Genomic DNA, 13620 nt, shown 5'->3' on the forward strand with positions numbered 1-13620 from the left:
TATTTCAAGGGTTTTTGCAAGAAGTGCTTCATATCCGGCGCACGGGATGGGCTTTGGGCTATCCGTAGGTGTCGCGCGGGCCGCGGCCGTTGACGGTCCGGAGGCCCTTGCGCCAGCTCGGGGCGGCGGGTCCGAGGACCTGGATGCTGGTGACGACGCCCTCGCCCAGCTCGGTCCGGAATTTTTCCAGCAGGCTGCTGCTGAGCAGCCGCAGCTGGGTGGCCCAGGCCGTGGAATCGGTCCGCACGTGCAAGGTGGTGTCCGTGAAACTCTCAGGTGTGCAGTGCGCCGAAATTTCCGGGCCCACCAGGACGGCCCACTGCGCCATCACGGAACCTACGGCCACCGGCGAGCTCCAGCCACGCTCGGCCACGAGACGCCCCACGACCTTTCCCAGGCCCAGCGGATCCCTGCCGGTGCCATGGAACTGGGAGAATCCTCGGGTTCCCCGCGCGGCGCGCGCCGGCTTCTGGGCGCTGGTACCCGATCGCGGAACCGCGCGCCGGATTTCGCCACGGGCCGCGGCAGCGTCGCGCATCCTGTTCAGTGCCGCCTGCGCGGCATCAATGGCGTCGGGATCACGGCCCGGCTGCAGGCCGCCGTCGGTATCCTTATTCATCGATTTTCCTGCTCATCGATTCCTCCCGGGATGACCTTCACCCGCCGTCCGGTCAGTTCCGCCGGGATGTCGGCCTCGACGGCGGCAGTGACCAGCACTTGCTCGGCGCCGGATACTATTGCCGCCAGTTTACGCCGCCGTTGGACGTCCAGTTCGGCAAACACGTCGTCCAGGATCAGGATCGGAGGCGACCCTCCGGTGCGGGCGTCGTCGAGCATGACGTAGTAGGAGGCCAGCCGCAGGGACAGGCACATGGACCACGTTTCTCCATGCGAGGCGTAGCCCTTGGCCGGCGCCGATCCCAGCACGAGCTCAAGCTCGTCGCGGTGCGGTCCCACCAGCGAGATTCCCCTTTCCAGTTCCTTGCGGCGCGCTGCCGCGAAGGCCTGGATGTAGCGGTCTGCGAGCTGATCGACCGAGAGCAGCCGCAGGTCCTCTGACGGCGCGGCGCCGTCGCCGGCGTCTGCCGCCGCCGCCCCGCCGTCGTCATCCAGCATGTCCTGCAGCGTGGAGCGGTACACGGCAGAGGCCTCTTTGGAACCGTCGGTGAGCTGCGCATAGGCCTTGTTCAGGTGAGGTTGCAGGCGGTCCACCAGCTCGAGGCGCGCATGGAGCAGTTCCGCCCCGGCCCGCGCCATGTGCTGGTCCCAGACATCGAGCGTTGCCTCATGGCCGGCACTGAATTTTCCGGCGCGGCCCGATTTGAGCAGTGCGTTGCGCTGCTTCAGGACCCGGTCATAGTCACTCCTGGTCGCGGCGTGGCGCGGCATGAGGCTGACCAGGAGCTCGTCCAGGAACCGGCGGCGGTTGGACGGATCGCCCTTGACCAGCGCCAGATCTTCCGGAGCGAAGAGCACTGTCTGGCAGATGCCGAGCAGGTCCCTGGCGCGGACAGGATTGCTCCGGTTGATCCGTCCCCGGTTGGCCCGCGCCGCATTGATTTCCAGTTCCAGCACGGTGGACTGCTCGCCACGGACCAGCTTGGCCCGGATCATGGCCCGTTCGGCACCAAACCGCAGCAGCGGCGCGTCCGTGCTGACCCGGTGCGAGTTGAGCGTGGCCAGATAGCCGATCGCTTCCATCAGGTTGGTCTTGCCGATGCCGTTGGAGCCCACCAGGACGGTGACCCCGGGCTCAAAATTGAGATCGACCTGGGCGTAGCTACGGAAATCTGTGAGCGAGAGTTTTTCTAGGTACACGCGGGATTCAGGACTTCACACGCAAGATCAATGGGCCGGCAGGATTACTTGGCCGGCCGTGTCGCGTGGCCGCCGAACTGGTGGCGCAGCGCGGACACCATCTTCATGGCGGGCGAGTTGTCCTCGCGGGAGGAGAACCTGGCGAACAGCGCAGCCGTGATCGCCGGTGCGGGCACGGCGTTGGCAATCGCCTCCTCGACGGTCCAGCGGCCCTCGCCGGAATCCTCGACGTAGTCGGAGATCGATTCCAGTCCGGGATCCTCGTCGAGGGCCTTGACCATGAGGTCCAGGAGCCAGGACCGGACAACCGTGCCCTTCTGCCAGGCCCGGAACGTCCCGGGAAGATCAGCGACGATTTCCTTGGCGGCCAGGAGTTCGTACCCCTCGGCGTAGGCCTGCATCAGGCCGTATTCGATCCCGTTGTGGACCATCTTGGCGTAGTGGCCCGCGCCGATGCCGCCCACGTGCACAAAGCTGTCGGCCCGCTCACCGGCGGGACGGAGTGCGTCGAAGACGGGCAGGGCCCGCTCGATATCCGCGGCATCGCCGCCGGCCATGAGGCCGTAGCCGTTCTGGAGGCCCCAGACTCCGCCGGATACACCGCAGTCCGCGAAGCGGATGCCCTTTTCGGCCAGCGCGGCGCCGTGCTTCTGGTCCTCGGTGAACCGGGAGTTGCCGCCGTCGATCACGAGGTCGCCGGCGTCGAGCTTGTTGCCGAGTTCGGTGATCACGGCGTCGGTGATGTCGCCCGAGGGGACCATGACCCAGATGACGCGCGGAGCCGGCACGGCGGCGATGAGTTCGTCCACGCTGGCGACGTCGGTGACGTCGGGGTTGCGGTCAAATCCGGTGACCTCGACCCCGCCGTTGCGCAGGCGTTCGCGCATGTTGAAGCCCATTTTTCCAAGGCCGATTAGTCCGATGTGCATTGGATGAACTCTTTTCTGCGCTGGGATTTCTGCGTGGGCCCACGCCGCCAGGGTTCCCTGGCCGAGCTTGCGAGGCGAGGGTGGCGGTGGGGACTAGTTGGGCAGCCTGACGGGCATGACGAGGTAGCGGTAGTCGCCCTGGTCCTCGCCCTCGGCGTCCTGCTGGGCCGTGATCATGGCCGGTTTGGGAGCGGTGGTGAAGGAGAAGCGCACAAACTTGGTTTCGATGACGCTCAGGCCCTCGATCAGGTAGTGCGGGTTGAAGGCCACCGTGATGTCCTCACCGGACAACTGGGCTTCGAGCTCTTCTGAGGCCTGCGCGTCCTCGCCGGTGCCGGCGTCCAGGTGCAGCTGGCCCTGGGTGAAGGCGAGCCGGACAGGGGTGTTGCGCTCGGCCACGAGCGAGACGCGGCGCACGGCCTCCACCAGTTCCTGGGTCTGCACGGTGGCATGGATGGGCGTGGAATCCGGGAAGAGCGAACGGATCTTGGGGTAGTCCCCGTCGACCAGGAGCGACGTCGTGGTCCTGCCGCCGCTCTCGAAACCGATCAGCCGGCTGTCGTCGTCGGCCAGGGCGATGTTGATGTCGCCGCTGCTGCCGAGCGTTTTGGCTACTTCGTTCAGTGTCTTGGCCTTGACCAGGGCGCTGGTGGAGATGCCTGGGGTCACCGGCTTCCAGGGGACTTCACGCATGGCCAGGCGGTAGCGGTCGGTGGCCAGGAGGGTGATGAGATCGTCCTCGATTTCCATCCGCACGCCGGTCAGGATGGGCAGCGTGTCGTCCTTGCTGGCCGCGATGATCACCTGGGAAACCGCCTGGGCAAAAGAATCTCCGGGAACGGTGCCGCTGATGGTCGGCAGGGCCGGCAGCGGCGGGTATTCGGCCTCGGGCATGGTGGCCAGGTGGAAGCTGCTTCGACGGCAAGTGAGTGTCACCTTGTTGCCATCGGTCTCGACCTCGACGGGTGCGGAGGGAAGGCTCCGGCAAATGTCCGCGAGCAGCCGGCCGGAGACCAGGATGGTGCCTTCGGTGGTGATGTCAGCAGGGATTTCGAGCCTTGCAGAGGTCTCGTAATCGAAGCTCGAGAGGCTGACGGTGCCGGCTTCAGCCTTCAGGAGCAGGCCTGAAAGGACGGGAACAGGCGGCCGCGGAGACAACGACCGGGCGGTCCATGTCACGGCTTCTGCCAGGACGTCCCGTTCGACTCTGAACTTCACGGAAGGGTGCCGCCTTTCATTGCTGCTGTTAGTGCTGAAAATAGCTGGAACTGCTCAAGCTGCCGCGGACCCCGGCAGGGATGCCGAAATCCATCAACAAGGGAATCGCCCGCCCACCCCGGGTCTCATGGCCCGGTAGGGAACCACAAAAGATGTCCGGGACGGACGCACTGCAGACAGCTTAGCCCCAAGGCGAGCGTTTCTCCCATCCCCGGCTTACAACAGTGTTGTTCGCGGGGCCGCCATCCTGCGCCGGTCCGGAACGTGCCTGGGCGCTGTTCGGAGGTGGGAAGGAGATTGTTGTTTGAGGGAATTTCATTTTCTTGGGATTAGTAGTGTTAATAACTGCTGTGGAAACTGTGGATAACTCGATCCGGCCTCGGAAATCCGCGGTTAAGCCCTGTTCATGGATTGTGGGTGGAGCAGGTTTTAAACAGGGTGTGGATGGGGACAAGATTTTTGGCCGAGTCGGCGATCCACAGGCGCCTTAAGGGTTTTAAGCCCATTAACCGCGGTTGTCCCCTTAAGTATCCACAGGGTTGTCCACAGGGCCCTGTTAATAAGGTAAGAGTGCGCCGAGGGACGGCTCAGGAATTGCGCTGCTGCTGCTTGATCCGGTTGGTCAGCTCGGTCACCTGGTTGTAGATGACCCGGCGCTCGGCCATCAGTTCGCGGATCTTGCGGTCGGCGTGGATCACGGTGGTGTGGTCGCGGCCGCCCAGCTCCTGTCCGATCTTGGGCAGGGACATGTCGGTGAGTTCCCGGCACAGGTACATGGCGATCTGCCGCGCCGTCACCAGCGTGCGGGTGCGCGACTTGCTGCAGAGCTCTTCCATGCTGAGCTTGAAGTAGTCCGCTGTCTGCGTGAGGATCTGGGCCGAGGTGATTTCCTGGGCACCGTCGTCGGTGATGAGGTCCTTGAGGACCATCTCGGCCAGGGCCACATCAACGGGCTGCCGGTTCAGGCTGGCGAAGGCGGTGACGCGGATGAGGGCGCCCTCAAGCTCGCGGATGTTGCTGGAGATCTTCGAGGCGATGTATTCGAGGGCATCATCCGGGGCGGAGAGGCCTTCGCTGAGGGCCTTCTTCCGGAGGATCGCGATGCGGGTCTCGAGTTCGGGCGGCTGGATGTCAGTCAGCAGGCCCCACTCGAAGCGCGACTTCATGCGGTCTTCGAAGCCGGCGAGCAGCTTCGGCGGCTGGTCCGAGGTGATGACCACCTGCTTGTTGTTGTTGTGCAGGGCATTGAAGGTGTGGAAGAACTCCTCCAGCGTCCGGTCCTTGCCGGCCAGGAACTGGATGTCATCGATCAGCAGCACGTCCACGTTGCGGTACGTGGTCTTGAAGCTGGTGCCTTCATCGTCGCGGATGGAGTTGATGAAGTCGTTGGTGAATTCCTCGGAGTTGACATAGCGGACCCGGATCCCGCTGTAGAGCCGGCGCGCATAGTGGCCGATCGCGTGCAGCAGATGGGTTTTGCCCAGTCCTGAGTCGCCGTAGATGAACAGCGGGTTGTATGCCTTGGCCGGTGCTTCGGCCACAGCCACGGCCGCCGCATGGGCGAACCGGTTGGAGGACCCGATCACGAAGGTGTCGAAGACGTACTTCGGATTGAGGCGGCCGAATTCGTGGGAGGTGCTCGGCAGCATCGGCTGCGGCTTCAGCTCCACGGTGGGGTCGGCGGCGAGGGAAAGTTCGACGGCGGGTTCGGGTTCTGTGTGCAGGGGCACCAGATCGGTGTCGACGTCGATGGCGCAGCGGATTTCGTCCGAGAAAACGCTGCGGAGCGCGTCGTCGAGCGCTTCCTTGACCTGGGTCTGCAGCACTTCGCGGGTGAGTTCGTTGGGGACGGCCACCAGAAGGGTGGAACCGATCAGGCCCTGGGCCTGGGCGAGGATAACGAAGCCGCGCTGCCGGGGAGAGACACGGTGGTCGTTCTCCAGGAGGCTCACAACCCGCCGCCAGGAACTTCCGACAGTGTTGGCTTGGTTGGCTTCGTCTACTGTCATCAATCAGTTCCTCAAACTTGCTGGCCTGCATTACGTGCATCCACGCGGTCCGGAGCTGTACGCCGGCCCGGCTCAATCCACAGGGTTATGCACAGTCCGTGGATAAGGGGTTACTGAGACACTGTAGGGGATGAAAACGCTAGAAGATAGCTGGGTTCAGTCCTGTGGATAATTACACCGTTGTTGTTCTCAAACGGGGCGCGTGACGCACTTCATCCACAGGCTGGCAGGTGGGTTAGCCACAGCTGGGGAAAGGTTGCCGAACCCCCGCCGGTTTGACTCTGGAGGGCGGCAAGCCCTAACGTTGTGAAGTCCCATGTGTACGCTTTTCGCCTCATCTGAATCTTTCCCGACGCCCCGCGTCGTGCGAGTTACGAGGGAAGTGGCACATACCAAAACTTAGCGTCGGCCAGTTCTTCCCCTTGATCGGGTGGGCGCACCTTTGATCCACTGGAGTAACTAACGTGAGCAAGCGGACTTTTCAGCCGAATAACCGCCGTCGAGCCAAGAAGCACGGCTTCCGCCTTCGTATGCGTACCCGTGCCGGCCGTGCCATCCTGGCAGCCCGTCGTGGCAAGGGCCGCACCGAACTGTCGGCCTAAATAACTGACTCGTCGGTCTGTATCCCTGTGCGAGTTGAACGGTGCTAGCCACCAGGAACCGACTGCGGACATCAACCGATTTTTCAACAACTGTACGTTCCGGTGTCCGCAATGGACGCCGGAACGTAGTGTTATATGCGGCAGCTCTGGCTGCCGACGAACCAAGCCGGATCGGATTCATCGTTTCCAAGAGTGTCGGGAACGCTGTTGTCAGGAACCTCGTTAAGAGGAGACTGAGAGAAGCCGGTGCATTGTCGTTGCAGAAATACGGCAGCGGGTTCGCCATCGTGGTACGGGCACTGCCCGCCGCGGCGGGGGCCAGCTGGGATCAGTTGCTCGCCGACTATGACGCCGCGTTGGAAACGACCATGAAACGGCTGGGCAACCGCCTTCCACAGGCTGCATCACCAGGTTCTTACGAGACAACACAGGAAGGGACCCCGCGTGCGTAACTCAACTACCGCCGGCGTCCCCCGCCTGCTCGTTGCAATGCCCGGAACGGTCCTGAGCCGGCTGGCCACTGCCGTCTGGAACCTGCCCCGCAACATCCTCATCCTGCTGCTGATGGCTTACCGCAAGGTGATTTCACCCTTGTACGGCCAGGTCTGCCGCTTCTTCCCCTCCTGCTCGGCCTATGCCCTTGAGGCGATCACGGTGCACGGTGCCGTGAAAGGAAGCTGGCTGGCTACCAGGCGCCTGTTGCGCTGCCACCCATGGAATGCCGGCGGAGTGGACCATGTCCCCGCCGGGCACCGGGAATGGCCGGCCGACCACACCCCCACAATTGTTGTGCTGAACAATCCGGACAAGTACTTGGCTGCTCAGCCTGATGGAGAAGGCCGCACTGCGGCCTGACGAATAGGGAATCGTATGGATATCTTTGGAACACTCTTGGCCCCGTTCAAATGGTTGGTCTCAGCCATCATGGTGGGCTTCCACGACGGGCTGAGCGCCATCGGCATGCCGGCGGCCAGCGGCTGGACGTGGACCTTTGCCATCATCGGGCTGGTGCTGGTGATCCGCGCGGCCCTGATTCCCGTCTTCGTCAAGCAGATCAAGGCCCAGCGTGGGATGCAGCTGCTGCAGCCGGACCTGAAGAAAATGCAGGACAAGTACAAGGGCAAGACCGACCAGCTGTCCCGCCAGGCCATGGCGCAGGAACAGATGGCCCTGTACAAGAAGCACGGCACCAACCCCTTCTCGGCCTGCCTGCCCATGCTGATCCAGATGCCGTTCTTCTTCGCGCTCTTCCAGGTGCTTTCGGGCATCACGGCGGCCGCCAACAAGGGCGAGGGAATCGGGGCTATGAGCCACGAGCAGGTAGTGCAGTTCGACCAGTCCACGATTTTCGGTGCCCCGCTCTCGGCATCGCTGCTGCACGGCGGCGGCGGCAACCAAACGTCCGTGTGGATTCTCTCCATCGTGATGATCCTGGCCATGACGGCCTCGCAGTTCATCACGCAAAAGCAGATCATGGCCAAGAACATGTCCGAAGAAGCCCTGGCGAGCCCGTTCATGCGCCAGCAGAAGATGATGCTCTACATCCTGCCGATCGTGTTCGGTGTGGGTGGCATCAACTTCCCCATCGGCGTACTGATCTACTGGACCACTACCAACCTCTGGACCATGGGACAGCAATTCTTCGTGATCCGCCGGATGCCGACGCCGGGTTCCCCCGCCGCCAAGGCTCTCGCCGAGCGTCGGGCAGCCAGGGGCCTTCCCGCACTGCCCCTCCTGGGTGGAAAGAAGGCCGACGCCGAGGCAGCGGAGGCCTCCGCTGCGACCGCCGTGGAAGCCAAGACCCAGCGCGTCCAGCCGCAACGTAAGAACAGGAAGAGGAAGTAATGTCCGCCGAGAGCACCGAACACGCTATTTCCGCCGAGTTTGAGGACGACCGGGACGACGCCCAGGAGGCAGTCCTGGACGGGTCGCAGGACTCGTCGAAGGGTGCGGAGGCCGGCGCCGGCAAGAGCGTCACCGCCAGCCGCCTCGAAGAAGAGGGCGACGTCGCCGCGGACTACCTCGAGGAACTGCTGGACATCGCTGACATCGACGGCGACATCGACATCGAGGTCCGCAACGGGCGTACGTACATCTCGATCGTGGCCGAAGAGGAATCAGCCGGGCTGGAAGGCCTTGTGGGCCGCGACGGAGAAGTCCTTGAGGCGCTCCAGGAGCTGACGCGGCTCGCCGTCCTGTCCGCCACCGAGAACCGGTCCAGGCTGGTGCTGGACATCAACGGCTACCGCGCCGAGCGTGCCGGCGACCTGCAAAAGATTGCCGAAGACGCCGCCGCCGCGGTCAAGGAATCCGGCGAGGCTGTTGCCCTGGCTCCGATGAGTGCCTACGAGCGCAAGATCGTGCACGACGCCGTCGCCGATTTGGGGCTCGTCAGCGAGTCCGAAGGCGAAGGCGCAGACCGGCACATCGTTGTTTCCGCAGACTGAACCGTTGACTAGCTTGATGGTTGAAATTACCGCTCCGGAACTCAAGGCAGCAGAGTCCATCTTTGGTGACCGCCTGGACCTGGCGAAGCGCTACGTGGAACATCTGGCGACATCCGGCACCGAGCGGGGACTGATTGGTCCCCGCGAAGTGCCGCGGCTGTGGAGCCGGCACGTGCTCAACTGCGCCGTCATCGAGAGCCAGATTGCCCACGGCAGCCACGTCGCCGACGTCGGCAGCGGGGCCGGACTGCCGGGCCTGTGCCTGGCGATCGCCCGGCCGGATCTGGAACTGACCCTGATCGAACCGCTGGAACGCCGTGTCATCTGGCTCCAGGAAGTTGTGGATGATCTCGGCCTCGAGAACGTCACCATCATGCGCACCCGTGCCGAACTGGCTGTGGGACTCGTGAACGCGGACGTCGTGACGGCCCGTGCGGTATCCGCGCTGGCCAATCTCGCGGGATTGACCATTCCGCTGCTGGCCGGCAAGGGCGAAGTTGTTGCCATCAAGGGACGCAGCGCCGGCGAGGAAATCGAAAAGGCCGCCAAGGTTATCCGTAAGCTGGGCGGCATTGAGACTTCCGTGGTTGTGGTGGGTGAGGACCTGCTCGAGGAACCCACCACTGTTGTCCGAATAGTAGTGAACAAGCCTCAAAAGATTGCCTAGCACCGGCCCCGGTGCCCGGGGAGTCTGAGGGGAAGAGGTTAGGCTAGTAACCGGCAGTAAAAGCCGAATGAGAGTGAGCGTGTCATAGTGAGCAGTAGCGAGGCCTCCACACAACGGATCCCGCCGTTTATGTCCCTGGGGTCCGCACGGGCGTTTACCGCTCCTTCCGCCGCTTTTGACTTCGGCGGAAATCACACGTCTTCGGTTGCAAAGGCTACCGGGATGGCCGGTGTTTCACGTGAAACATCTCTTACCCATACGGGCAACGTCCTGGACTCCATTGACGATTCCAGTCCCATCGCCCGGGAGCTCGCGCACGAAAACAAGCGCCGCGAGCGGTTGCTCGGCCGGAAGCTGCCCAAGCCTGAGAAAACCCGCATCTTCACCGTTTCCAACCAGAAGGGCGGCGTCGGCAAGACGACGACGACGGTAAACATCGCCGCTGCCTTGGCGGCCGCTGGCTTGAACGTGCTCGTGATCGACATCGATCCGCAGGGCAACGCCTCGACTGCCCTGGGAATCGAGCACCACGCCGACGTCGACAGCATCTACGATGTCCTGATCAATGATGTCCCGCTGAAGGACGTTGTGGCCCCGTGCCCGGACATTGACAACCTGATCTGTGCTCCCGCCACCATCCACCTTGCCGGCGCCGAAATCGAACTCGTCAGCCTGGTGGCCCGGGAGCAGCGGCTGCGCCGCGCCATCGATGTGTATTCCAAGGAGCGCGCCAAGAATGGCGAAGAGCGGCTGGACTACATCTTCATTGACTGCCCGCCGAGCCTTGGGCTTCTGACGGTGAATGCCTTCTGCGCCGCCGGCGAAGTCCTCATCCCGATCCAGTGCGAGTACTACGCGCTCGAGGGCCTCAGCCAGCTTCTGAAGAACATCGAGATGATCCAGAAGCACCTGAACGCCGATCTGGTTGTCTCCACGATTCTCCTGACCATGTATGACGGCCGCACCAACCTCGCCGCCCAGGTGGCAGCCGAGGTCCGGGAGCACTTCCCGCAGCAGGTGCTCGGTGCCGTGGTGCCGCGCTCGGTCCGTATTTCCGAAGCGCCGAGCTACCAGCAGACTGTCATGACGTATGACCCTTCTTCCAGCGGTGCCCTGTCCTATCTGGAAGCCGCAGCGGAAATCGCAGAACGTTAGAATCTTTTCAAGAATTGCACTAACCAGAGCCAGGTGAATCCCGGCTCTTCCACTGGAGGGATTTATCCATGAGCGATAAGCGACGCGGCCTCGGCCGTGGACTTGGCGCACTCATTCCAAGTTCCGCCGCGACCAGCGCCTCCGGAAACGGTGCCGCCCCATCCAGGCCTGTGGACCTGTTCTTTCCCGAAGCCCGCAAGAAGACCTCCGACGCCGAGCCCGTCCAGGACGCTCCCGTCCCCGAGGCCTCAGAGTCCGGGGTGGCCGCCAAGACCCGCGCTTCCTCTGCTGCGACTGTTGAAGCTCCTGCAGACGACGTGACCGACGGTGCCGACGGTGCCGCCGAGACTGACGGCGCCGACGACGCTGGCGCCGGGTCGGCTGCGTCCAAGAAGGCACCGGCCCGCAAGACTGCTGCCCCGAAGTCCTCACCTGCTGCTGCCAAGCCTGCTGAGCCCAACGCCGACGAGCAGTTGCCGTTCGAGTCATCTTCCGAGCAGCGCGACAAAGACGCCGTCGAACTCGTGGACGTGCCCGGTGTCCGGTTTGCCGAAATTCCGGTCACGGACATCCACCCCAACCGTAAACAGCCCCGTTCCGTCTTCGATGAGGACGACATGGCCGAGCTGGTGCACTCTGTCCGGGAAATCGGCGTCCTCCAGCCAATTGTGGTCCGTACATCAACCGAAGAGGGTGGCGAGCCCTATGAGCTCGTCATGGGTGAACGCCGCTGGAGGGCAGTACAGGCCGCGGGGCTGGAAACTATTCCCGCGATTGTCCGTGACACCACCGATGATGACCTTCTGCGCGACGCCTTGCTGGAGAACCTGCACCGCAGCCAGCTGAATCCCCTCGAAGAGGCAGCGGCCTACCAACAGCTTCTTGAAGATTTCGGAACCACACACGAACAGCTTGCGGACCGGATCGGGCGTTCAAGGCCCCAGGTGTCTAACACGCTCCGTCTCCTGAAGCTTCCGCCGCTGGTGCAGCGTCGTGTTGCCGCAAACGTCATCTCGGCAGGCCACGCACGCGCATTGCTGGCACTCCCGGACGCTGCGGCAATGGAACGGCTGGCGCAGAAGATTGTTTCGGAAGGCATGTCGGTCCGGGCGACCGAAGAAGCTGTGACTTTGTATCAGAGCCCCGCCGCGCCGACCAAGAACAACATCCCGCGGCCGGGCGCCCGCCACGAGCGCCTGGACTACCTGGCATCGTCGCTCTCCGATCGCCTCGATACGAACGTCAAGATCTCCCTCGGCGCACGCAAGGGGCGGGTCAGCATTGAGTTCGCCAGCGTCGAGGACCTGAACCGCATCATGGATGTGCTGACGCCCGGGACGCCCAGCTAGATCACCGACTGCTTCGTAGTCCCAGGAGGGTCTGTTTCACGTGAAACAGACCCTCCTTTTTTGTTGGCGCCCATGCTGGTGTGGGTGCTGTTGTGCTGCTGATGATGTTTCCCGTGTATCGCCGATTTCCCTCGAGGACTCTCCGCTTGTCCCTCCCTCGGCCCAGCTGCCGGGATGTCCGGGTCTCGATTGTGGTGGCAAACCGCGTTTCGGTGTTGTCCTTCGCAGTTTGGGGACGGAACTCGTGTAGGTGGCGAGGTAACCCCCAAGCCGCTGTCGAGACCTGTTGACGGCACGGAAGCCGAATATGTTCCCGCTCTGGGCGCGGCCTGCTCTCGTACGTGTGAGCGCAACTGCATGGCGAGACAACTTCGGCGCATCGCTAAGCGGTGCATGGGGCGAAGCTCCTTCGTTGGAGGGTCCCGGCGCCTGCCTCGGGGGTGGGCGCTCTCCTTGGGGGCTCGACGCCTGTCTTGGGGGTGGGCGCCCTTTGAACTAGGTGGGCCAGGTATTTCTGTGGGCCAGGATGCGGCCCTTGGTTTTGCTGCTGATGCGGCCAGATCGTTTCGCCGAGGGCTATTGAGTCCCTGTACGCTTCGATGCAGGCTGCGGGCTGCAAGGGGCTATTGCCGGTTAGGAACTACTGTATGAAATCCGCGCCGGCACCGGGGGCCCTGCTGTCGTAACCGGGCACCGCTCCTGGCGTCGTGTCCGTGCGATCCGAACTGAAGGATCCATGTTTCACGTGAAACAGGATCGCCTCCGTTTCACGTGAAACCAAGCAGACATCACCCCGCCTAACGGACCTTCTTGGGCGCGGACTCTAGGTGGGTAGTCTTCCGACCAAACACGTGATTGCGGAAGTCTCTGACCGGATGACCACCGGCCCGTAGTCGCCCTTGTCAGCTTGGGGATTTCTCCCGGATGTCAGTGATCGAGCCGGCAGGGCGCGAACCGGCTGGAATGGCTCCCCCGCACTTCTGGCCGGCGAGGCCAGTTCTAAAATCTACTTCTTGCAATCGACTTTCTTTGGACCGTCAACCACGCCTCTGCTGGGCGCGAAGGGAACTTTTGCTCCTAAATGAGCGCGGAAGCTGCCGGAGAACTTGGGGCGACATGGCACGCTATCCGGGGTTACTCCTTCGCTCCTCGACAAAAAATCCTTCGTCCATTCCAGCCGATGCGGGTACGGGACAGGCCAATAGCCACATCAGTTCCGCGGATACCTGCGGGGCAACTGCAGAGCAGAGTGGACCAACTTGGGACGGCTGAATCGACATGACGCCCTGTGCGCACACTCCCCTGTCGCGAGATCGTCCGCTCATGCCCATGATTCACTCCACAACGGCGTCGGTCGCCGTTATCTGGACACATTTCAGCCCAGTCCAGAGTCCAGCGAAGTGCAATGGACTCCCGACTGGATTGG

Annotated in this window: 13 protein-coding genes; 8 read left to right on the forward strand and 5 right to left on the reverse strand. The window is 63.1% G+C overall.

Features of this window, described 5'->3' with window-relative positions:
• Positions 1–58 precede the first annotated feature (58 nt).
• The 5 genes from AC1DDO_RS14945 to dnaA form a co-directional block, all read right to left on the reverse strand.
• Positions 59–619, reverse strand: coding sequence for a DciA family protein (locus AC1DDO_RS14945; protein WP_441409164.1), 561 nt, complete (start codon positions 617–619; stop codon positions 59–61).
• Positions 616–1818: a DNA replication/repair protein RecF gene (gene recF, locus AC1DDO_RS14950; protein WP_476972188.1), complete on the reverse strand. Its 1203-nt coding sequence runs from the start codon at positions 1816–1818 to the stop codon at positions 616–618. Before recF ends, AC1DDO_RS14945 begins: the two co-directional genes overlap by 4 nt.
• 44 nt (positions 1819–1862) lie before the next feature.
• Complete coding sequence (gene gnd / locus AC1DDO_RS14955; protein WP_476867903.1) at positions 1863–2798, reverse strand: phosphogluconate dehydrogenase (NAD(+)-dependent, decarboxylating); 936 nt, start codon at positions 2796–2798, stop codon at positions 1863–1865.
• A 42-nt stretch (positions 2799–2840) separates the two neighbouring features.
• Positions 2841–3965, reverse strand: coding sequence for a DNA polymerase III subunit beta (gene dnaN / locus AC1DDO_RS14960; protein ID WP_441409167.1), 1125 nt, complete (start codon positions 3963–3965; stop codon positions 2841–2843).
• A gap of 587 nt (positions 3966–4552) precedes the next feature.
• Positions 4553–5974, reverse strand: coding sequence for a chromosomal replication initiator protein DnaA (dnaA, locus tag AC1DDO_RS14965; RefSeq protein ID WP_018775671.1), 1422 nt, complete (start codon positions 5972–5974; stop codon positions 4553–4555).
• Positions 5975–6438: 464 nt separating this feature from the next.
• On the opposite strand from dnaA, the gene rpmH reads away from it, so the two are divergent.
• The 8 genes from rpmH to AC1DDO_RS15005 all read left to right on the forward strand — a co-directional run bounded on the left by rpmH (position 6439) and on the right by AC1DDO_RS15005 (position 12194).
• Entirely contained in the window at positions 6439–6576 is a 138-nt protein-coding gene (rpmH, locus tag AC1DDO_RS14970; protein WP_003800212.1) for a 50S ribosomal protein L34, read from the forward strand.
• A 41-nt stretch (positions 6577–6617) separates the two neighbouring features.
• Positions 6618–7028, forward strand: a complete 411-nt coding sequence (gene rnpA / locus AC1DDO_RS14975) for a ribonuclease P protein component (protein WP_441409168.1) — start codon at positions 6618–6620, stop codon at positions 7026–7028.
• A 37-nt stretch (positions 7029–7065) separates the two neighbouring features.
• A complete protein-coding gene (gene yidD, locus AC1DDO_RS14980) occupies positions 7066–7431 on the forward strand; it encodes a membrane protein insertion efficiency factor YidD (protein ID WP_476867904.1) in 366 nt (121 codons plus the stop codon).
• Positions 7432–7446: 15 nt separating this feature from the next.
• Positions 7447–8421, forward strand: a complete 975-nt coding sequence (gene yidC / locus AC1DDO_RS14985) for a membrane protein insertase YidC (RefSeq protein WP_476972189.1) — start codon at positions 7447–7449, stop codon at positions 8419–8421.
• On the forward strand, positions 8421–9023 hold the full coding sequence (locus AC1DDO_RS14990) for a Jag family protein (protein WP_441409171.1): 603 nt from the start codon (positions 8421–8423) through the stop codon (positions 9021–9023). The genes yidC and AC1DDO_RS14990 overlap by 1 nt, the downstream gene beginning before the upstream one ends.
• Before the next feature lie 16 nt (positions 9024–9039).
• Positions 9040–9690 carry a 16S rRNA (guanine(527)-N(7))-methyltransferase RsmG gene (rsmG, locus tag AC1DDO_RS14995; RefSeq protein ID WP_476867844.1) on the forward strand — a complete coding sequence of 217 codons (651 nt, stop codon included), beginning with the start codon at positions 9040–9042 and terminating at the stop codon, positions 9688–9690.
• A gap of 87 nt (positions 9691–9777) precedes the next feature.
• Positions 9778–10845 carry a ParA family protein gene (locus AC1DDO_RS15000; protein WP_476867845.1) on the forward strand — a complete coding sequence of 356 codons (1068 nt, stop codon included), beginning with the start codon at positions 9778–9780 and terminating at the stop codon, positions 10843–10845.
• A gap of 68 nt (positions 10846–10913) precedes the next feature.
• Positions 10914–12194 (forward strand): ParB/RepB/Spo0J family partition protein, encoded by a 1281-nt coding sequence (locus AC1DDO_RS15005; protein WP_476867846.1) that lies wholly within the window; start codon positions 10914–10916, stop codon positions 12192–12194.
• The last annotated feature ends 1426 nt before the right edge of the window (positions 12195–13620 follow it).

Source organism: Arthrobacter sp. 10N43 (assembly GCF_056394525.1).

Coding starts and splice junctions, on each gene's coding strand:
- AC1DDO_RS15005 (WP_476867846.1), top strand. CDS start 10,914: ATGAGCGATAAGCGACGCGGCCTCGGCCGTGGACTTGGCGCACTCATT.
- AC1DDO_RS14990 (WP_441409171.1), top strand. CDS start 8,421: ATGTCCGCCGAGAGCACCGAACACGCTATTTCCGCCGAGTTTGAGGAC.
- yidC (WP_476972189.1), top strand. CDS start 7,447: ATGGATATCTTTGGAACACTCTTGGCCCCGTTCAAATGGTTGGTCTCA.
- dnaA (WP_018775671.1), bottom strand. CDS start 5,974: ATGACAGTAGACGAAGCCAACCAAGCCAACACTGTCGGAAGTTCCTGG.
- AC1DDO_RS14945 (WP_441409164.1), bottom strand. CDS start 619: ATGAATAAGGATACCGACGGCGGCCTGCAGCCGGGCCGTGATCCCGAC.
- yidD (WP_476867904.1), top strand. CDS start 7,066: ATGCCCGGAACGGTCCTGAGCCGGCTGGCCACTGCCGTCTGGAACCTG.
- rsmG (WP_476867844.1), top strand. CDS start 9,040: ATGGTTGAAATTACCGCTCCGGAACTCAAGGCAGCAGAGTCCATCTTT.